A 20,844-nucleotide genomic window follows, 5' to 3' on the forward strand; every position below is an offset into this window, starting at 1 on the left:
GAAGCTCTGAAATTAGAACTTACAAAAAAGCAGGCAGCAGGAGAATAAACATAACCGGATATCCGAAAGAAGCCGGGTTTCAAATTACTGGAAAATGGTGGGGAAAATATGAGGCCAACAGACGATCTGAGAGAAGAACACAGGGCTGTCGAACTGATGCTGGAAATACTTGACAGCGTATGCACGAATATAGAGTCAGGAAAAAGTGTTGAACAGGAGCATCTTGAGAAACTCGTGGAGTTCATGAGAATATTCGTTGATAAATGCCATCACACAAAGGAAGAGGCTCATCTTTTTCCTGAAATGGTAAAGAGAGAAATTCCAGGCACAGGAGAACTAATTGATTCTCTTTTGAAGGAACATAACCAGGCAAGGGAATATGTCGGCAGGATAGAAAAAACGGTTTCCGGAAAGGAATGGGATAAAAAAGGTTCTGGAATAGTTGAGAACTCAAGGGCATATATTCAACTTCTGGCGCAGCATATCGAGAAAGAGAATAATGGCCTTTTCCCAAAAGCTGACGCATACCTTGATTCGGGAGTCCAGAAAGAGTTACTTGACTCTTTTGAACGTGTAGAAGATGAAGAAATAGGTGCAGGCAAGCATGAAAAATTCCACCTGCTCCTGCACGAGCTCAAAGATATATATTTAAAGTCCGCGTGAAATCTCGCCCTAGTCCCGTCTCGGGAGGTCGGTGTCCTTTCCGCCTCGAATCGCGCCTCGGGAGGACGGTGTCCTTTTCGCTCGCTTTGCTCTCTCAAGAGGACTAATTGACATATTTATGAATCAGCCGTGAATCAAACGTGGAAGGCATCGAGTACAAACCCACATGCTCTCCATCCCGAGTTCCTTCTCGGGAGGACGGTGTCCTTTTCGCTCGCTTTGCTCTCTCAAGAGGACTAATTGACATATTTATGAATCAGCCGTGAATCAAACGTGGAAGGCATCGAGTACAAACCCACATGCTCTCCATCCCGAGTTCCTTCTCGGGAGGACGGTGTCCTTTTCGCTCGCTTTGCTCTCTCAAGAGGACTAATTGACATATTTATGAATCAGCCGTGAATCAAACGTGGAAGGCATCGAGTACAAACCCACATGCTCTCCATCCCGAGTTCCTTCTCGGGAGGACGGTGTCCTTTTCGCTCGCTTTGCTCTCTCAAGAGGACTAATTGACATATTTATGAATCAGCCGTGAATCAAACGTGGAAGGCATCGAGTACAAACCCACATGCTCTCCATATTGTGTCTGAGGGGCATGAGGTAGTGGGTGTCTTCTCCTGCGCCGCACTGGAAGCAGTGGATTGACAGGTCCTGTTTTTTTGGCTGGGACTCGGCTTTTTCCCTGTTGAATTCGACTGTATGTCTTTCTTCAATAGAAAGAGCTCCTTCGGGACAGATACCGATGCAGTAGCCCATACCGTCGCAGAGTTCTTCGGATACGACTTTTGCTTTTCCGTTGATTATCTGGATAGCGCCTTCTGCACAGGGTGCAACGCATTTTCCGCATCCTGTGCATTTTTCCTCATCAATTTTAATAATCATTCGTTTTACCATGAAAATTAACCCCCTTGGTGTTTATGCATTTAAGGAAAAATTATTTGAGAATGGAGCAGTTCAGGCATGTATCATCAGGTGTCTGTTAGGAATAGCTGCCGTTTGAAATCCGGCAAATAGCCTTCCCTGTACAGGACGTTTTTGTAATCGTCTATTAATTTGCTCATTTTACAGGTATATTTTATGAAGTCTGCACCCACATCTCCTTTAAACAATATTCTTTCTGCTTTCTCCAGAAGCTCCGGATAAATGAATACCAGTTCTTCTTTAGTGTGCAAAAAGAGGGCAGAAAAATCCCTGTGAATGCCCATGCTCCTTTTTAAGAGTTCTGTATTTAATATATCTTCTGAAATATAGTGCTTAAATTTCAGATACGCATTAAAGTTAGCTATATTCTGATTTAGAGAGTTCAGGATCAAATATAGCATGCTGTCGGTTTTAGGAAGGGGAAGGTCCTGGAGCTCGGGGTCTGCGCCTTCATAGATTTCTTCTTCTCCCGAATTGCTGCCCCTATCCTGTGATGTATTATTGTCCATTTTATCACCCGGTATACACTTAACTTGGATTCTCGTCCTGAAATTTGCATTTTCAGTCTGTTGTCCCAAATATTATTTTTTCAATCAGAAAGCGGTTTTTGCCGGTCAGAGCTGATTTTTCAGGCAGTTTTTTGATAATGACATTTTTAGTGGTGAATTCCTTTTATGATAAGTTCCTTTTAGTGGTGAACTCCTTTTAGTGGTAGTCCCTTTCAGTGGTGAGTTCCTTCAACCACTTTTATGCCTGCATCCTGAATTGTCTTTCTGATGGTATCTATATTTGGACATCTGGGATAGCTATCCTCCATTAACATGCAGGAACTCAGGTGCACCACATCAGGGTTATGTTTTTTTAGAGCTTTTAGGAGGCGGTAAACCCTCCTGCCAGAGCAGCCTCCACATGTGAAGAAAGCAATCATCTGAGCTTTTTCGTCATATTCCTTGAAGTATGACTTTCTCTCATTGAAGGCTTTGAAGCATCCCACTCCAGGGCAGGCTTCCGAGACGATATCACAGCGTATGACTGCGATTTTTATTGGCTTTGTCTCCTCAGTCACTTTTTGACAGCCCTTTGATGAACTTAAATCTCGAATCTCACAGCAGGCGAGTGGACTCAGTCTGCCTCGGTGCTTTTACCACAAGTACCCTGAAGATTCCGTCCCCGGGGTTCAGGAGGCGGTGGGGAATTTTTGCAGGGCTTTCGATCAGCATGTCTCTGCTTACTTCTTCCTGTTCATCCCCTATCTCAACCACGCCTTTTCCTTCGAGAATATAGAAAAAAACATCGACTGGTGTGATATGCTTTTTTAAGGCTTCCCCTGGCTTGAGTTCGATATGTACTGCCTGGGCATTTTCCCTATCATAGAGCATCCTTACGCTCACATTGTGAGGATTGGGTTTTTCCGGCGAAGATTTCATCTCAATAACATTCATATGACTCTCCCCTTTGACCATTTATGTTTGTTTTTCTACTGTATTTTTCAGAGTGCCCTTATTTTTTAGCCGGGCACTGATTTATCCAGTATATACATACTGGCATCCGTTTCATATATGCCTGACCACTACAAACTTGTTGAACAGGTCTGCAGACCAGATTTTTCATTGGAATTCAGCTCTGGCAGGAGACCTGAGGATCTTGACCTCAAGCCCCGTTTTCTTTTAGGGGCTTGAGATTATGGAGGAAACAAATTACACAGTTGCCAGCGGCCAAACAATGATATCAGAGCCCTTTACTCCACTTCAAATCAAATGATTTGCCAGTAAGTTACAGCCCAACCTGCTTTTTGAACTCGTCCAGACCCATATCTTCAATAAACCTTCCAAGCCTCTTTTTTGTGCCGGAATTTTTATAGAAATTAAGGATTCTGTCCACGATTTCAAGGGCATCGTCTTCGGAAAGGTCTTTTGCTACGACCTGGGCAAGCCTGGGGACTGCAGCAGCAGAGCCGCCTACCATCAGGTTGTATCCCTTCGCAGTGCCCATCAACCCTATGTCCTTAATAGCAGGTTCTGCGCATGAGTTCGGACAACCGCTAACGCCGATTTTCAATTTTGAAGGCATGGACATCCCGTGATATTTCTCGTCCAGTTTGAGTCCCAGGCCTACAGCATCCTGTTTAGCCTGCTTGCAGAAAGTTGTCCCGGGACAGAATTTAATGCTTCTAACACAGAGCCCTATGGCTGCACCGGGTTTTATTCCAAGGTCAGCCCAGGCATTATCCAGGTCCTCTTCTTTCAGGCCTACTATTGCAATCCTCTGTGCAGAGGTCGCTTTCAGGGCAGCTGCCCCGTACTTTTTCGCAACTTCACCGATTTTGATAAGAGTATCGGGGTCTACGATTCCTCCCGGGAGGTGGGGAGCTATTGTGTATGTCTCACGGTCTCTCTGAACGATTGCGCCTTTTTCCGGTAAATTGTCTTTCACGGTTGATCCTTTCTCCTTGGATGTATAATGAAGTTTTACAGTGTGCTGACCTGCCAGGCAGCTTACAATAAATCAGGCAGGTCTCCAGGCTTTCGCTCAATAATTCGTAAATGCAGCCAGATATTATTATAAGAGCAAGCCCGGACTGTGTGCTTAATAGAGTCATGACAGTTTAAAGGATTTTATTATAAATTACTGTTTTATAATAGTATCCTTTTGATACCAGTATATTAGAGATACTAATTTATATATCAGACAGTTTCTATCTTTATACCATGAAAGACTGCACAGTCTACAAGACCATGAATATTATCGGGAAAAGGTGGACAATTCATATCCTCCTTGAGCTGCACAAAGGAGAGAAAAAAGAAAAGCGTTTCAATGAGCTGAAAAGAAAACTCGGATACATAACTCCAAAAATCCTTTCGGAAAGGCTTACAGAGCTTGAGAATGAAGGTCTGATTGCAAAAAAAATTGATGATTCTACAAACCCTCCGAAGTCAGAATATTACCTTACTGAAAGCGGAAATGATTTTGTAAAAATAATACAGGCAATAAAACGCTGGGGGTTAAAATGGAAATTCCAGAATGAAGAGTGCGAGAGATTGGTTTGCAAGTACTGTGAGCATTAAAAGCAAAAACATGAAAAAAGAGAAAAATGAGGGAAAAAACCGAGGAAAGAATGCTTTTTATTTTTCCCAGAGGCCCACTTCTTTTTTGAATTCTTCAAGACCGATCTTGTCTATAATGGTCCCGAGTCTTTTCCTGTTTTCTCCATAGTTTTTAAAGAACTCAACTATCCTGTCAACAGCTGCCAGGACTTCATCTTCAGAGAGACCTTTTGCAACAACGTCAGCAAGCCTTGGTTTAAGCCCTGCGGAGCCGCCCACCATAAGGGTATAGCCTGTTGCCGTACCCATAACCCCCACATCCTTAATCACAGGTTCGGAACAGGAACTGGGGCAGCCGGATACAGCCATTTTCATCATGTAAGGGAGTTTTACTCCTCTGTATCTGGCCTCCAGTTTCATCCCGAGGCTCACAGCGTCCTGCTGTCCTTTCCTGCAGAACGTGGTGCCCGGACAGAACTTGACAGCCTTTACAAAAGGTCCGGCAACAATTCCGGCATCCATGCCGAGATCTGCCCAGGCGGCGTCAATATCTTCTTCTTTCAAGCCTACAATTGCCATCTTCTGTTCGGAAGTCATTTTCAGGGTTGCAGCCCCGTATTTCTCTGCCACATCCGCAATCTTTCTGAGGGTTGCGGGGTCAACTATTCCTCCAGGGGTTCTGGGAGCTATTACATATGTTTCCCCGTCGCGCTGAATAATTGCATTTTTTTCAGGTATGGTGCTTTTCAATAGTATCGCCTCTCGACCGAACAACTGTCGTATCTTATCTTTCCAGCTGGATGTTCGGTAAATGCATACTTCTATGAATCAGGCGTTTTTTAACAGTACTATTTAAAAGATGCTGCTTATATAAGGACAGTATCATAGTTTATACTATGAAAAACTGTGTTCTTTACAAAACAGTCAATATTGTGGGAAAACGCTGGACCATACACATCCTGCTGGAGCTTTATAAAGGAGAAAAGAAGGAAAAAGGCTTTAACGAGCTCAAACGCAGACTTGGAGGCGTCACCCCGAGAATCCTCTCTGCCCGGCTGATAGAACTGGAAAGGGAAGGTCTTATTGTAAAACAAACAGATGATTCTTCACTCCCTGCCGTATCCAGATATTATCTTACGGAAAGCGGGGAAGAATTCATAAAGGTAATTCAGGAAATTAAAAAATGGGGTTCAAAGTGGAAGTTCAGCAATAATGAGTGTGACAGGTCTGTTTGTAAATACTGTGACCTCTAAAGTAAAAGACACGCAGTACTCCTTCGAGACGGAATAAATGACTCCCCACTGAAGAGGCCAGCAAAGTTTTTCGGGTTTTCTTTATCTCGAAAAGGGGAGTCAGACTCCGATTACCTGAAATTAGAATTCTTTTATACAAATAGTCCATAAATTATTCTAAATAAGAATTATCACATATCTGGAAGGAAAACCCGGTGAGGTTTTGAATGGATATAGAGGAAGCGGATAAAGAAAAAACTGGCACTGAAAATAATCTTGATTTTTTCTTCAAGCCTGAAAGCATAGCTCTGATAGGAGCATCCCCGAACCCTGAAAAACTTTCCCACACTATATTGAAAAGCCTCCGGGAAATGAATTTCAAAGGGAAGATCTATCCTGTAAATCCGGGCTACGAGGAGATTGAGGGCCTCAAATGCTATTCAGCACCGGGGGAGATTAATAACAGGATTGACATCGCAATTTTTGCGATCCCGGCCAGAGCAGTCCTTGATACACTGAAAGAGCCTGCAGGAAATATAAAAGGAGCCGTAATTGTAAGTTCAGGTTTTAGGGAAATGGGGCCCGGCGGAATGAAAATGGAAGATGAGCTGAGGGACCTGTTAAAAGAAAAAGGGATCAGGGCTATGGGTCCCAACTGCCTCGGCATATATGATACAGTTTCAAATGTGGACACTTTTTTCATCGAACGGGAAAAGATAGAGAGGCCTGTCAGGGATGGGGTTTCCGTGCTTACTCAGAGCGGGTCTTTTGCAGCCATGATAATGGATGAGCTGGCTAACGAAGGGGCAGGCGTTGCAAGGGTTGTGAGTTACGGAAATAAAGTGGACGTGAACGAAAGTGACTGCCTTGAATTCCTTGCAGAAGACGAAGCCACGAAAGCAGTTGCCCTTTACATAGAATCCGTATCAGACGGCCGAAAGTTCCTTAAAGCTGCCTCAGGCTGCGTAAAAAAGAAACCCGTAGTTGCTCTCAAAGTAGGGAAGCGGGAGCCCGGAGCAAGGGCAGCAAGCTCGCACACAGGCGCTATCAGCGGGATGTATGAAGCGTATGAAGCTGCTTTTCGGAAAACAGGCATAATCGAGGTTGCAAGCTACGAAGAATTGAAAGACGCCTGCAAAGTCCTTAACAGGTATTCCCCTGTAAATGGAAAAAGAGTCCTCATAATAACTGACGGGGGAGGGATAGGCATTTCCATTGCCGATGCATGTGAGGAAGCAGGGCTCAGGGTCCCTGAACTTTCAGAAGCCGCAGTAAGGAAGCTGAAAGAAAAACTTCCGGCTTTTGCTTCCGTAAGAAACCCTGTTGACCTGACAGGCAGTGTGAGGGATGAACATTATGTTGCTGCCCTTCAGGAAACCCCTTACGAGGAATATGACCTGGCAATTGTAAGCCTCCTATGGGGCCCGCCTCTTCTTACCGAAGGCGTTGCTGAAAAAATCAAAAACTTTGCTGATAGCTGTGGAAAACCTGTAATTATCAGTTCACCGGGTGGGAAATTCAGCAGGGAACTGGCTTCGGCATTTACAAAAACCGGAATGCCGGTCTTTTTCTCTCCTGAAAGTGCAGTAAGGGCTGCAGCAGTGCTGTGCGGAGGGAATGGCAGGCAGAAATAAAGTGTTAAGCTGTAATGAAAGATAAGCAGAAATCAATGTAAGTAGAAATCAATGTAAGTAGAAATCGAGCTTGAAAGATAAAAGAGCTAAGAATTCCGGGAAGCCTGAAAAATTAAAGGCTCTACTGGAAAATAGCTTAAAGTTATACAAATCCCGGAGCGTAGCTTAAAGTTATACAAATCCCGGGGCAGAAGAAAAGATCGACCAGCGCCTGTACTTCATTGCCCTGTTAACTCTTTTTATGGCAAGTTCAAAAGCAGCTTCCCTTGGCAGTATTCCTCTGGTTTTTGAAGCTTCCAGCACCTGTTCCGTATTGCTTCTAACCTTTTCTTCAATTAAACCGAAAACTATGGATCTGGTAGTTTTCTGGTGCTCCGAGGCAGCACAGATAACCCCACCTGCATTTGCAATAAAGTCCGGAACATAAAGAATTCCTTTATCATAGAGAATTTTTTCAGCCTCCCCAGTGAGGGGTATGTTTGCTCCCTCAACTACCAGTTTCGTATCCAGAAGATGGACATTATTCCCGTTTATAACATCAGGTCTGGCTGCCGGAATCCAGATGTCGCAGGGAACAGAGACAATTTCATCACTTGCTAGCTTTTTGCCTTCGGGATATTCAAACACATTTTTCCCTTCATTTTTAAGTGCGATCAGAGAATCAACATCAAGCCCCTCAGGGTTATGGACTGCACCTCTGGAATCGGCGACTCCTACAAGGACAGCTCCTTTCCTTACAAGGAAGCGGGCAGCGTGTTTTCCGACTGCGCCGAAGCCCTGAATAACTACCCTGGCTCCTTTCAGCTCAAAATCGCAATACTTAAGTGCGACTTCTGTTGCATTAAAAAGCCCCCAGCCTGTAGCTCCAACCTCATCAAGAGGGATGCCTCCCATCTCACAGGGAAGACCCACAACCCTTCCGATTTCATCTTTTATGCAGGCCATGCATATTTCATCTGTCCCCATGTCAGGGGCAAAGATATATTCCTCTGTGTACCGGAGAGCACCTGCAAGAGCCCTCAGTAGCTGGCTTTTCTTTTCGAAAGGCATTTTCGGGTCCCCGTAAACGACAATTTTACCGCCCCCATAAGGAAGGTCTGCAGCCGCATTTTTAAGGGTCATGGCCCTCGCCAGCCTGAAGCATTCTTCGGCACTCACGTCCGGAGCTATTCTTACCCCTCCAAGGGCTGGTCCCCTTGCAATATTATCAACAACGAGCACTGCTTTCAGGTCAATAGACGGTTCATAAATGTGAATTATCTTAAATGGCCCCAGTTCATCTGCAAATCTGAACATATCCTCCGTTACCTTATCCCCCTATGATCTGTATTCCGAGGTTCTAATGTTGCATGAATCTCAGACTAAGAAAGATATGTTACAGAGACCTATTATAGTTACTGCTAAGTTAATTACATTCAACTGCTAAGTTAATTACATTCATATTGATCGGATGTTTTCGGCGATTTTTCAAACTCCTCCTGAACCAGTCATTTTCAAACCAGCAAATGAAGTTTCAGAACATTTTAAACTGCCCGTTTTGCAGGGAAAGCGTTTTTAAGAATCTTTTAAAACCAAATAATTTTGAAAGAATAAAAAGCTTGCAGCTAAAGAGCCAGAGCCATTTACCCTTCCATTGCTTATCTCCTTGAAAATACATAAATCCAGGAGCTGTTAACAAAGCTGACAAATTAACTTTTTATTCTGGTTTTTCTCTTTTCAGAGTAATTTTTCTCCTTTCAAGTGACATTTCTCTTCTTTAATTCATGTTTTTCTCTTTAGGGTTCTTTTTACTCGATTTCATTTTTTTCGGATTTTTACCTTTTTTTCAGGTTTCTGTGTTTTTTATCCAGTTATCTATAAGCGCCCATAATTCAGGAGAATTTTGATCGATCAGCAGACTGGCATGCCCCTGGTTATTCCAGATCATAGAGGTAACTCTGCTGTTCGTATTCCCAGCCTCGTTCTCATACCACCAGGAACCGTAATCGCCAAATCCTCCTCCGAGACCAACATAAAGTACTGGGGAATCCACACTGGAAGAGTTTATTTCATACCCGTCCACATTGCCCATCAGCCCGGCCATGAATTGATCCATATACTTTGGCGTGAATGGTGCAGCTCCTCCGCTCAGAGTCAGATAGAGTAACCTGCTTTCATTGACATAGGAAAGGCCGCTGAGGTCCCCGCTCCAGTAGTGATAGTCCGGAGTGTAGGGATATGAGGAAAGAATATATGTCTGACTGGCCATGAGCCTGAACAACTGGATATTTGTAAGCCCAGGGTAAGGAGAACTTCCTTCAGGATTTGAGTAAGCCATGCTGGCTACATAAATCATAGAAGCCATACCAGTGCCTTCATAGACCTCATTTTCGATCTCACTGGAAATAATATTAAATTCCTGTGTCTGATTATATATTAACTCGGGATACTGGGGGTCGTATTTAATGATAATATCCACAGGCACTATCCTGTCAACAGACCCCAGGGGCATGTCATCATACTGGCTTGCCTCATAAGCTGTAAGGATTAATGCTCCATGGCTGTGGCCTATAGCTGTAACCTCTATATTTTCTGCAGGTTTTTTGCTTAAGAAAGAAGTATGGCTTCTTGAAGCATTGATAGCTATGTATGTGTCATTCAGGTGTTCTTCAACAGTCCAGTACTCCATAAAACTGAAATCGTCTTCATCTGGCGGGATATTTGTCTCTCTTCTGTCCAGGATATATACACTGTATTTACGCTGGGCATAATATATTGCCATGTCAGAATAGAACTGTTCAGTCAGGCCCTGTCCCGGAAGAATTACCAGGTTTTTACCTGTATTTATTACTAAGGGAGCGCAGAGGGTCACGAATACCCCATCCTTTAGGGTGGGGATGAAGTGAACCCTCGCCTCTTCGTTTTTCACTTTAAATATCTTAATCCTTGCTTTTTTTGTAAAATAAGCTTGTTTTTGGCACCATAGCCACCGATGGTGCCATCCATCTATGGCTAGGATGTGATATCAGTTGGAATTACACAGTTTTAGCCATGGCTATGGTCAGATTACCTACCACATCGTGTTGGTGCCTAAGTATCGATACAGTATATTCTACAATAAGCGAATTAAAAAAGATTGCGAGTTAATTTTCAGTAACATTTGCACTAAAAATGGCTACAAAATACATGCAATGGAAGTAGTAGACAATCATGTTCACTTGTTTCTGGAATTCCATCCAAGTAATTCTCTGTCAGAGGTAATTCAATATTTGAAAGGAGGCAGTTCTTACAGACTGTTCAAGCTCCATCCTGATCTTAAAAAACAGTATTGGGGTGGAAGTCTATGGTCAAATGGAAAGTTCTATCGATCCGTTGGAAACGTAACTGCTGATACAATTAAGCATTACATTAAAGAATCGCAAGGAAAACCGAGTGAAGAGTCTCAATTGTATAGATTCATGAGATCCGAGCAAAGAAAACTTGATGATTTCTAACTACCAGAACAACCGGGCGGGCGGCCCGAAGCATACCCCATCCTTTAGGGTGGGGTGGCCGCCCGCAATTTGATTTTCCAGGGTCTTTTTTCTTTCACATAGTTGGTAAGGGTGATGTAGTCGTATTCACCGGGTCCAACGTTTATCCTGATCCTGTACTCTGCCACGCCTCCGGAAACAAGCCCTATTCTGCTGCATTCAGCTGGAGGTAAGTCTGATTTTAAAACCTCATAATGAGAAGAAGTACAGGAAGGTTCCTGATCGAATTCCTGATTGAAGAGATTGCTCATCCGTAAATCAGGAACAACGGCTGAAGCCGGAGAAGAAATAGTTAACAGGACAAAGAAAGCAGCTATTAACATTATTCGCATTTTCATGAGCTCACCTTTGTGATATTTTAAACCTAAAATACAGACCTGAGAAATTGTACGTTTTAGACTTCTTTTTAATAGAAGACCTGTTATTCCCGTTTTTACGTTAAAGTGAGCAGTGTAAAACAGTAAGAATAAGCCAGACGGCTAAAAGTCACAGCACAGGGAAAGGAAACTATGACAGGTTTTTCAGGGTAACCGGTGACGATAGGAACGGAAAAGATTCCTCATTCGAAAAGTCATCCCATACATTTGTACTCCTCTCCTTATGCCCTCAAAACACTACCTCTCAAATAAATATTATTTACACAGATAAGGGTTGTGATTTTTACTTTATTTTCTATTTTTTTGCGATGTTCTGGACAATTTTTCTCAAAAATACTTTTGAGGTAAGATGCAGACCTGAAAAAAAATCGAGTAAAGCATATTTTTCAATTTTTAATAAACTGCCAGCAGTGCTGATATCTCTGATCCTATTTTTTTAAAAAGGTTTTACAAACGGCATGCAGAAAAATTCAGGGACAGGTCAGAAGTTGTTATCCTGTTTTATAAATATCGTAATTGGAAGGCAAAATTCAGATAATTTTACTACAGTAAGCCGGCCGAAAGGGAATTAAAGCATAGGCTCAATAAACCCAGGACGTACTTATTGGAGAAAAATAGTTCCTGGTGAGACCAACAGACAAAATTTTGAAAAATATATTTGGGAAAATAATTCTACAGGTAATCCCCTGGAAGAGGTATAGAGGATGAAAAAATATCTGTCAATACTATTAGTTTCAGTCCTTATTTTTGGGGCTGTACTCCCGTGCGCTACTGCAGGGGCGAAGGCAATTTCATCAGGAGATAATTCGACTATTGAAGATGAGACTACTGTTGTTGATGTTTCTGATGACACCAATGAAAATTCAGTTAAAAAAGAAGACAATATCGTTGCAGATGATTCTGTTGTAATTGATACTACGGTAATATCTACAGATAACGATATTTACAATTCTGACGATGACTATGTGTATTCTGATGATGATATTATTACATCCGTAAACACAGACGACGATATTATCACAGCTAACAATTCTACTGTATACGACGGGAATGTTGTATCTTCAGATGATGACATAGTAATAACTGATTCGTCGCAGACTAATATCCAGTATATAGAAACAACACAGATAAACATGGATAATAGCCAGACGGTAACTGTTGACGTTAAAAATGACAATTCAGTTGTCAACAATATATATTTTGAATCAACAAAGGATTCAGGTAAGGCAAAAGTTGTTATCGAAGATCTGAAAGATGATACAGGCCTGGTTGAGAAACCATCAGGTGATGTCTACAAGTCATTTAATATATGGATCGACAGTGATAATGTAAATAATATTGAAAATGCAGCTGTTGATTTTAAAGTTGAAAAGACATGGCTTAAAGCAAATGGGATTGATGAATCCTCCATTGTCCTGAACATGTATGATAACGGTAAATGGGTAAAAGTGCCAATTACAATAACAGGACAGGATTCAACGTATGTGTACTTTACAGCTAAAGTATCAGAATATTCTACATTTGCAATTACTAGCAAAACAATAACTGTAAATAATACTATTACATCAACATCTTCGGATAATGATACAGAAGAAAAAAGTGGCATAACAAGAAGTGAGATTATACATATACTTGAAATGATTCTCGCATATCTTAAGGGAAACTAATTTCCATCTTAAGGGAAACTAATTTCCCTTATTTTTTAATGTGATAGCGAGCGTAAGCATACAAAATTATCATGGTTTTTCTTTTACCTTTATTCTAAATTTATTTTGTTACCCTCTTTCTACCAATCCTTTTCCGGTTACTTTTCAGCATAGAACTTCTCACGAGTGGTTGCCCGTTTTGCTGAAAAATACAGAGACTGACATGGAAGCCATTTACCTGCCAGGTGAGCTAAAGGAAAAATTTTGAAAAAGGCTCCGTGATTTGTTCGAGTATAAGGTACTGTTCCTGAAATCCGTTCTCTGTTCATGTGGCTCCTTTTTAATAAAGCCTTTCACTGGCGGGACGATTTTTATTGCCATGCTTCCTTTCCTATCTGGCGGGCCGCTTTCGAGAGCCTCCGGGAAGAAGATTGAATATATAAGACTATATATGCAAGAGAAAGAGAAAATCTGAAGGCTTTTTCGGAAGACGGAGGGAAGATGTGCATTAAAAGGAGTAATTTATAATAAGAAAACATAATTGCTGTCAATCCTGTCATACAATTCCTCCACATCCCTGCTCAGCCTGAAAACTTCCCTCTCCCAGTCTTTTTTATTAGAATCCGAATACGGAGCCATTTTAAGGGCAGCCATCCGGGCATAGTTGCGTGAAATTTTCCGGTTGCTCCAGGAAAAACCGAAAGCCTGATCGGTTTTTTTGATGCTGTATTTTTCGTGGATCAGGAACTCATAGATTTCGGAAACAGTGCCCGGCTTTCCTGCAGAGCTTTCGGAAAAATCTGGGGAAAGAGCAGACAGATTCTGGATGTGAAGCTTGACCCCATAACTTTCAGGGCAGAGTTTTCCGGAATTTGCAAACTCAAGCACTTCCCTGAACTCGAGAGAAATATCCGTCTGCCCAAGACCTGATGGCAGGGTTTTTTCCAGTGAAATAAAGACATGGATGCATTCGTGAAAGAGGATTTTTGCCATCAGAAACTCGATCCTCTCCTGAATGTTCCACAACCTTTCTACCAGTTCTTCGTCCCACAGTTCATGGGGATTTACCAGGATGAGGTACCTGAAGGTTATTTTCTTCCTTTTTCTGGAAATGACCCTTTCAGGTTCGAAAGCCAGGCCCTGAAGCTTTCCGAAAAACTCTACCCTGACTGCCAGTTCCCAGCAGTATTCCCATCCCCCTGAACGCACGCTTTTTACCTGATAATATTTTCCGTCAAAATGTGTCTTTTTTATAAGTCTGTAAAGGTCTTCGCTATGCTTTTTAATGAGGGATTTTATTACAGGCTCCCGGTAGATATTAAGGTCAAGCTGAAGAAGCGTCGGAGAATAAAACAGGTATTCGGGAGCAGGAAACGAAACCGGAGCAAACACAGGGGCAAGATACGGGAAAGGTGAAGCTGAAGAGGACATTTTTTCCCGTATGCTGTATGCTTGCGAACCGGCTTTTTCCCTGGAGGAAGCCTTTTTTGCTCCTGCTGTCTGAGTTTCCTGCTCCATTAAGACACCCCTGTTAATCGACCCTTTTTTCCCCGTATTACTGATTCAATTCGTATTACTATTTTTAATTTAGGTAATAACAAATAATATTGAATTTAAAGATATAAATATTTTTTCATATGAAACTCAATTTAAGTATTACAAAAATGGAGCGAATGAGAAAGTGAAACTATTCAAAAATCGGTAAATGAAACTTTATACTTCGGATAAAAAAATCTTTAAAAAGTAAAAAGGAAAAGGATTAGGAAAAGGATTATAAAAATATAAAAAAGGAAAAAATTGAAGAGTTTTTTAATCTCAAATAGCTGGACAAACTGTAGGGTATCCCTCAGCTTTCCAGGTGAGGATGCCGCCTTCCAAATTATAGACATGCCTGTAACCTGAATCTACCAGTAAATCTCTTGCAGCATCGCTTCTTGTCCCACTCTTGCAATAAACCAGAATAGGCTTATTTTCCGGAATTTCACAGAGGCATTGAGCTAAGAGCTTTTCCGGGGGTAATTCAACCGGGTCTTCCTTTGGAACATTTTTCAGTGGAATCAATATTGCCCCCTCAATATACCCTGCATTAAATTCAGCCGGAGTGCGCACATCCAGAAGGAAGAACTCCCCTGTACCGAGCAGTTCATCAGCTTTATCGGCGTTTACATCTACAGTACACCCTCTGGCTAACCAGCAGTCAATGCCTCCTCTCATATTATAGACTTTCCTGTATCCGTTGCTGACAAGTAAACTGCATGCAGCGGCACTTCTGGCACCACTCTTGCAGTAAACAAGTATTTTTTCATCGGCTGGCACTTCATTTATTCTCACTTCCAGCAGTTCATCAGAGGATAATTCTACAGGGTCCTGTGCAGGTACATTTTTCACAGGAATAAGTATCGTGCCCTCAATATGTGTTTTATTAAATTCAGCAGGAGTACGCACATCCAGAAGAAATACGTCTTCTTTTTCGACCATCTTTTCAGCTTTACAAACACTCACATTTTTATATCCATCTGGACAGGTCTCTGCGGCGGCAATTCCCGGAATGATCATGAGAAATGCCATAAGGACCGCAGCAAAATAAAACATAGTTCGTTTATTCAGTTACATCCCTCCACATTCTGTAATTCATTAAATTCATAAACCTGAAAGTCAAAGTTTTTTCATTGAAACACTATAATTTTTATTAAAACCCTCATTTAAAACAGTACCCACAAATGGAAGTTATTTGCTGGATATTGATATTTTTACAACGGGAGCGCAGAGGGTCACGAATACCCCTTCCTTTAGGTAGGGGATGAAGTGAACCCTCGCCTCTTCGTTTTTCTCTTTAAATCTCTAAATCATAGCTTCCTTGTATAATAATCGTAAATCGGACCGGAAACCGAGGCAAATTTCAATCACTTATGTTCATGAAACCTTGTTAGAGGATGCTTAATTATCTGTCCCCGAGTAACCGGGCGGGCGGCCCGAAGCATACCCCATCCTTTAGGGTGGGGTGGCCGCCCGCAGTTTGATACGTATTCAGCAAACAAACATGCCGAATTGTAGAATGAATTGGTACAAAAAAGCAGGAGCCCAAAATCTGGATTTTAATAATTGTATAATGTAATTGGTTCAAGTATATATCTTATTAGGGATAATCAGCACATTCCATCATTATTCATCATACATTCTCCAACTAATTCTCCAAATAGAATGAATTTTATATTAATAGTCGGATTGGGTAAGTTTTTCTCCATTTCTTCCTTAATTAATAAATTTACTGCCAGAACCTGCGGCAAAAATAGCTTCTTTATATCATGTTTACGTCTCCAGCTATGACTGATGATGACAGTACAGAAAAACATGTAAAATGTCATTCATGTTGTCCGGGAATAATTAACCGATCAGATCAAAAATACCATAGGAGTTCCGCAGTTGGCTCTTTAATCGCGAATTTGTCATAAATTCGAGGTTCAATTTTCGTATGCTGCAAGTGAAACTAAGGAATAAAGAAGATATAATCTCATTATTTTTGTTCTCGATATCGTCTTCAGCAATGGCTGTGAAGTCATTCCTAGAGTAAATATTACAGTAGTTCCGAATATCCTTAGTTCCGAGACCTGTTTTTTACAATTGAAGGTATAATCAAAAAAGTATTGAAGACTATGAAGTCGTTTGCTATGACTCCAAAAAACGACTCCATGTCTGATGTAGACACAGCCAGTTTACTGGCTTTGTCTTCTGAATTCTTTAGCATCGTTGATATAATAACTTTACCCGATGGAGCAAACTACAGCTATCAAGAGTTTCTTAACGTTTTACTTCATGCGGCAACATCTTCTACTGATTCTCTTGAATCTGCAAGTAATGATCTCAAATCAAAAGTTCCAAACACAAGAATACCTTCAGCTGATACTATTTTCAATTACATAAAATCCAATTCTATTGAATATATCCTCTCTTCTTTCCGAAAAATAAATAATGAAATTTTTAGGATGATGAAGCTTAAAAACAATGTTCATGACATCGCTATTGACTTTCATGACGTTGAATATTATGGATGCAGAGACACTCTCTGTATAAGGGGAATCAAACCAAAGAATGGAACTTCATGGGGATATTCTTTCTGCACCTTAGATGTAATTGGGAATTCTAAGCTAACACTTGATGTTATTGACATCAACGGATTAAGCAAAGATTATTCAATTCTTATGGAATCATTGTTTGAAAGGATTGAAAAATGGGAGTAAAAGTGGGAACAGTATACATGGATAGAGAATTTTTTAACAGAAAAGTTATCTCAAAGATGGAGAAATACAAAGTCGATTTCGTAATTGCAGCTAAATCAAACAAAAGAATTAAGGAGATGCTTGAAAGGCATAGAAAAGAAAATGGAGATACTTCTACGGTTTTTGAATATAAGTTTCAAGGAGAAGAACAAACTTTTAACATTGTAGCAGTGTGGGATAAAGAAAAAGAATACAGTATATTTGCAACAAATAAAAAAGTGAGTTCAATAGACACATTTGTAAAGCAAATACCTGAAGAATACAGGAAGAGATGGAATATAGAAACAGGGTATAGAGTAAAAAAGGATTTTAAGATACGAACATGTTCTAAATCACCTGTTGCAAGGACACTATTTTTTGTAGTTCAATGTATCATGTATAATATTTTGAATGTATTAAAGTCAGTTCTTGACATTACAGCATACCAAATGAAATCAGTAATAAATCAAGACATTATTAAGGCAGTAAAAGAAGGAGTTAATTCATTATCCAATATTACAGTCAGGTCATTTCTTGAGTGCTTAACCAGATATAATAAAGAAAGAAGGCGAGCGCTTCGCGCTCGATTAAGAGATTTATAAATTTTTAAATATAACCAAAAAAAAAATCATAAAATTAGTTAGTGGAAACTATGCACAAATTTTACTTCAGGACTTTAAAATACTGAAGTTTTTAGAACATTATATAAAAAATGAAATCAGAATCGATGAGATGAAAACATTTTTCATGAACTATTAAGGAAAAATTGTAAACGAATGAAAGTTGTCATTCGGAACTATAACAAATCGGAACTACTGTATTAGAAATTATATTTTTACCATTCCTTAAACTAATGATCTCGAGTTCTCTTGACTCTAAAACCTTTAAAAATTCATAATTTTAGGAAAATTGGCACACTGCCATCATATTTCTGGATCCTATTTTTAGATCCTATTTTCAGATCCTATTGCCTGATTATTCTAAGATTATATCCTCAGATCGCACTTTCTGGCACTGCACGAGAAAAACAAATGAAAAGTTTTTCATTACATATGAGAAAATGTTAAAGGCTGAGAGACTAAAGAAGAATAGGGCAAAAACTTTTGTTAGAATGAAAATATGATAGTCCAAAAACGGTGTGGAAAATGAGCAGGGAAGCAGTAGAACAAAAGGGGCAGGGAGAGGAAGACTCAAAGGAAAACAGGGATCAAGAAAGAAAAACGGAAACGAAATCCCCTCATAAAGTTACAGAAGGCGTGGATATCCTCCTTGGGGACCCCGAAAAAGCTGTAATCAAGCTCTCCATTCCTATTATAGTTGCAATGGGTGTACAGACCATTTACAGCCTCACCGATACCTTCTGGGTCGCAGGCCTTGGTGCGGATGCCCTGGCTGCCGTAGGTTTTGCATTCCCTTTTTTTGTAATCCAGATGGCTCTTACAGGCGGGCTTGGAGTCGGTGGCGGTGCTGCAATTTCCCGCAGGATAGGGGCCAGGGATAAAGCCGGAGCGGACAATGTTGCAGTACATACATTTGTAATTATGCTGGTACTGACCGTTGTTCTCACAGGGATAGGGCTTTCTCTTGTGAGAGACTTATTCGTATTCAGCGGGGCAGGAGAAACTACTCCACTCGGAGTTGCGTACGCAAGGGTACTTTTTGCAGGCAGTTTTGTGTTCTTCTTTACAAATGTCGCAAACTCCATACTCAGGAGTGAAGGAGATTCAAAAAGAGCTATGCAGTCGATGGTCCTTGGATCTCTCCTGAACGTCGTCCTTGACCCGATTTTTATATATGTGCTGGACCTGGGAGTTGCAGGAGCAGCCCTTGCTACAGTATTCTCCTTCTCCTGTTCCGGACTGCTTATGTTTTACTGGTTTTTTATCAAAAAAAATACCTATATATCATTCGCTTTCCGTTCCTTCAAATTCAACCGGGATATTGCAAAAGACATTTTCAGGGTAGCCATACCTTCTTCAATAGAACAGGTTGCTCTCGCCCTTACTGCCCTGATAATGAATTATATTATAGTGAATGTCAGCAATACTGACGGGGTTGCTGTTTACGCTACAGCCTGGAGGATTACAAGCATTGCGGTTTCCCCTCTAATAGGAATTTCAATCTCCGTGGTCTCGATTTCGGGAGCAGCTTTCGGGGAAAGGAGTTATAAAAAAGCAAGAAGCGCTCTTCTTTATGCAACAAGGACAGGTTTTCTGGTAGAAGCAGCAGTCGCAGTTGCAGTATATATCTTCGCTCCGTATATTGCTGGCGCCTTTACGCAGGCAGAAAATACTGCCCAGATAGCCCCTGAACTGACAAGGCTGCTTAAAATCATGACCGTATTTTATCCGGCTGTTGCTTTCGGAATGCTCTCTGCCTCTCTTTTTCAGGGTGCGGGAAAGGGTACAAGCGCACTTATTGCCACACTCCTTAGAAGTTTGATACTGACGCCGGTATTTGCCCTGCTTTTTGCCTTTACATTCGGCTGGGGGTTGTCCGGAGTCTGGTGGGGGCTTGTTATGGGAACAGTTGTTGGGTCGCTGGTCACCTTTGCGTGGGCGCAGGTTTATTTGAGGCGCATGATAAAGGTAGAAGGAGAGGGAGAGAAGTGTTGAAAACTCAGAGTCCTCCCATTACTCCACGTGCAGTCTATCCGCTCAACCCCATATAATCCTGCTCAGCATCATACAACTTTTTTACTTTCTTATTTGTGCCTTTTTCCCGGAATTTTTCTCCTCTCTCAACAATAAAATTAATTTTATAGTGTGGTCAGATGTTATATACTGGAACGTCTAAATAAATACATAATGTGACTGTTAAAATGGACTTCCTGGAGTAAAAAGAAAGGATGGATTCTACTTAACAGTAAAAATTGAAAAATAGGATTTATATCTCGATAAACAAAGAAAGAGGCAAAATAATGACGGTTATGGTTCAAACGGACTTAAATAGAATATTTATGGAGAAAACTGGAATAAATGAAGTGCAAATTAAAAAATTAGAGCAGTTGTCAAAAGACGGTCTTGGAGGCTCTATTGATCAAAACTTTTCAATGCCTATCGTTAACGGTAGCGGCAGCTATAATTATTCAACAACAAGTTTCTGGGTAACTATTTCCGGTTATGCCACAATTACAGGCCCCGATGAAGGCAACTGGCACTTCGTCGCAAAAGATGGCAATAACATTATTTTCGACCGGCAGGGGGTTACGAAAGGCCAGCAGATTCCTTTCAAATACAAAACAGGCTTTACTCTGAACCTTACTTTGACTGCCACATGGAGTGAAAAGAAGGATACAAATCTTACCGGGTATCTAAATGCACAGTATTAAGTTGCCAGTATGAATTTCATTTATTCTTTACTTCAATTCTTTTTTCTTTGCTTTTTTTTAAAAATGTTAACTTTCCTTCCTGAAATCAGAAAGGAGTCCATATCACAATATAAAATCATAAAATATAAATAAACCCTGCCCTATTTTCGTTTGGAATCAAACAATAAGAAAAGAGAATAGTACGATTAAAGACAGTCAGATCCGGATGATAAATACAGACCAGACCGGTCA

19 protein-coding genes and 1 pseudogene are annotated in these 20,844 nt (G+C 41.0%); 9 read left to right on the forward strand and 11 right to left on the reverse strand.

Translation table 11 applies throughout. The features are described from left to right. The first annotated feature begins 108 nt into the window (after positions 1-108). Positions 109-663 (forward strand): hemerythrin domain-containing protein, encoded by a 555-nt coding sequence (locus tag MSMAS_RS04940; RefSeq protein ID WP_011032321.1) that lies wholly within the window; start codon positions 109-111, stop codon positions 661-663. Between the two features lie 522 nt (positions 664-1,185). Here the strand turns inward: MSMAS_RS04940 and MSMAS_RS04945 are convergent. The 5 genes from MSMAS_RS04945 to MSMAS_RS04965 all read right to left on the reverse strand — a co-directional run bounded on the left by MSMAS_RS04945 (position 1,186) and on the right by MSMAS_RS04965 (position 4,014). Continuing rightward, positions 1,186-1,554, reverse strand: a complete 369-nt coding sequence (locus MSMAS_RS04945; RefSeq protein WP_011032320.1) for an ATP-binding protein — start codon at positions 1,552-1,554, stop codon at positions 1,186-1,188. Between the two features lie 74 nt (positions 1,555-1,628). Beyond that, positions 1,629-2,090, reverse strand: a complete 462-nt coding sequence (locus MSMAS_RS04950; protein WP_011032319.1) for a hypothetical protein — start codon at positions 2,088-2,090, stop codon at positions 1,629-1,631. A 212-nt stretch (positions 2,091-2,302) separates the two neighbouring features. Then, positions 2,303-2,647, reverse strand: a complete 345-nt coding sequence (locus MSMAS_RS04955) for a CGGC domain-containing protein (RefSeq protein ID WP_011032318.1) — start codon at positions 2,645-2,647, stop codon at positions 2,303-2,305. A gap of 37 nt (positions 2,648-2,684) precedes the next feature. Then, positions 2,685-3,023, reverse strand: coding sequence for a cupin domain-containing protein (locus MSMAS_RS04960; RefSeq protein WP_011032317.1), 339 nt, complete (start codon positions 3,021-3,023; stop codon positions 2,685-2,687). Positions 3,024-3,354: 331 nt separating this feature from the next. Further along, positions 3,355-4,014, reverse strand: a complete 660-nt coding sequence (locus MSMAS_RS04965; protein ID WP_011032316.1) for a nitrite/sulfite reductase domain-containing protein — start codon at positions 4,012-4,014, stop codon at positions 3,355-3,357. Positions 4,015-4,289: 275 nt separating this feature from the next. On the opposite strand from MSMAS_RS04965, the gene MSMAS_RS04970 reads away from it, so the two are divergent. Next, positions 4,290-4,646, forward strand: a complete 357-nt coding sequence (locus tag MSMAS_RS04970) for a winged helix-turn-helix transcriptional regulator (protein WP_011032315.1) — start codon at positions 4,290-4,292, stop codon at positions 4,644-4,646. Between the two features lie 57 nt (positions 4,647-4,703). On the opposite strand, the gene MSMAS_RS04975 is transcribed toward MSMAS_RS04970, so the two are convergent. Then, entirely contained in the window at positions 4,704-5,375 is a 672-nt protein-coding gene (locus MSMAS_RS04975; protein WP_048040033.1) for a nitrite/sulfite reductase domain-containing protein, read from the reverse strand. Between the two features lie 146 nt (positions 5,376-5,521). On the opposite strand from MSMAS_RS04975, the gene MSMAS_RS04980 reads away from it, so the two are divergent. Both MSMAS_RS04980 and MSMAS_RS04985 read left to right on the forward strand, forming a co-directional pair. Continuing rightward, positions 5,522-5,878, forward strand: coding sequence for a winged helix-turn-helix transcriptional regulator (locus MSMAS_RS04980; RefSeq protein WP_011032313.1), 357 nt, complete (start codon positions 5,522-5,524; stop codon positions 5,876-5,878). Between the two features lie 206 nt (positions 5,879-6,084). Beyond that, positions 6,085-7,491: an acetate--CoA ligase family protein gene (locus MSMAS_RS04985; protein ID WP_011032312.1), complete on the forward strand. Its 1,407-nt coding sequence runs from the start codon at positions 6,085-6,087 to the stop codon at positions 7,489-7,491. A 171-nt stretch (positions 7,492-7,662) separates the two neighbouring features. Here MSMAS_RS04985 and MSMAS_RS04990 read toward each other — a convergent pair whose 3' ends face one another. Both MSMAS_RS04990 and MSMAS_RS04995 read right to left on the reverse strand, forming a co-directional pair. Beyond that, positions 7,663-8,787 (reverse strand): Glu/Leu/Phe/Val family dehydrogenase, encoded by a 1,125-nt coding sequence (locus MSMAS_RS04990; RefSeq protein WP_011032311.1) that lies wholly within the window; start codon positions 8,785-8,787, stop codon positions 7,663-7,665. Between the two features lie 529 nt (positions 8,788-9,316). Continuing rightward, complete coding sequence (locus tag MSMAS_RS04995; RefSeq protein WP_193334225.1) at positions 9,317-10,399, reverse strand: alpha/beta hydrolase family protein; 1,083 nt, start codon at positions 10,397-10,399, stop codon at positions 9,317-9,319. Between the two features lie 100 nt (positions 10,400-10,499). Between MSMAS_RS04995 and tnpA the strand changes: the two genes are divergently transcribed. Beyond that, positions 10,500-10,964, forward strand: coding sequence for an IS200/IS605-like element ISMma21 family transposase (gene tnpA / locus MSMAS_RS05000; RefSeq protein ID WP_011032309.1), 465 nt, complete (start codon positions 10,500-10,502; stop codon positions 10,962-10,964). A gap of 44 nt (positions 10,965-11,008) precedes the next feature. Here tnpA and MSMAS_RS05005 read toward each other — a convergent pair whose 3' ends face one another. Next, positions 11,009-11,341 (reverse strand): hypothetical protein, encoded by a 333-nt coding sequence (locus MSMAS_RS05005; RefSeq protein ID WP_011032308.1) that lies wholly within the window; start codon positions 11,339-11,341, stop codon positions 11,009-11,011. Between the two features lie 743 nt (positions 11,342-12,084). On the opposite strand from MSMAS_RS05005, the gene MSMAS_RS05010 reads away from it, so the two are divergent. Beyond that, complete coding sequence (locus tag MSMAS_RS05010) at positions 12,085-13,047, forward strand: PGF-pre-PGF domain-containing protein (RefSeq protein WP_080503016.1); 963 nt, start codon at positions 12,085-12,087, stop codon at positions 13,045-13,047. Between the two features lie 501 nt (positions 13,048-13,548). Here MSMAS_RS05010 and MSMAS_RS05015 read toward each other — a convergent pair. Both MSMAS_RS05015 and MSMAS_RS05020 read right to left on the reverse strand, forming a co-directional pair. Beyond that, positions 13,549-14,544, reverse strand: coding sequence for a hypothetical protein (locus MSMAS_RS05015; RefSeq protein WP_048039263.1), 996 nt, complete (start codon positions 14,542-14,544; stop codon positions 13,549-13,551). Positions 14,545-14,841: 297 nt separating this feature from the next. Then, on the reverse strand, positions 14,842-15,618 hold the full coding sequence (locus MSMAS_RS05020) for a rhodanese-like domain-containing protein (RefSeq protein ID WP_048036586.1): 777 nt from the start codon (positions 15,616-15,618) through the stop codon (positions 14,842-14,844). A gap of 1,061 nt (positions 15,619-16,679) precedes the next feature. Between MSMAS_RS05020 and MSMAS_RS18070 the strand changes: the two are divergent. The 3 genes and pseudogenes from MSMAS_RS18070 (at position 16,680) to MSMAS_RS05040 (ending at position 20,613) form a co-directional block, all read left to right on the forward strand. Next, a pseudogene (locus MSMAS_RS18070) lies at positions 16,680-17,884 on the forward strand (ISH3-like element ISMma1 family transposase). Positions 17,885-18,427: 543 nt separating this feature from the next. After that, positions 18,428-19,897, forward strand: a complete 1,470-nt coding sequence (locus tag MSMAS_RS05035) for an MATE family efflux transporter (protein ID WP_011032302.1) — start codon at positions 18,428-18,430, stop codon at positions 19,895-19,897. A 392-nt stretch (positions 19,898-20,289) separates the two neighbouring features. Beyond that, positions 20,290-20,613, forward strand: a complete 324-nt coding sequence (locus MSMAS_RS05040) for a hypothetical protein (RefSeq protein ID WP_137726795.1) — start codon at positions 20,290-20,292, stop codon at positions 20,611-20,613. The last annotated feature ends 231 nt before the right edge of the window (positions 20,614-20,844 follow it).

Origin of the sequence: Methanosarcina mazei S-6 (assembly GCF_000970205.1) — an archaeon.
GTDB lineage: Archaea > Halobacteriota > Methanosarcinia > Methanosarcinales > Methanosarcinaceae > Methanosarcina > Methanosarcina mazei.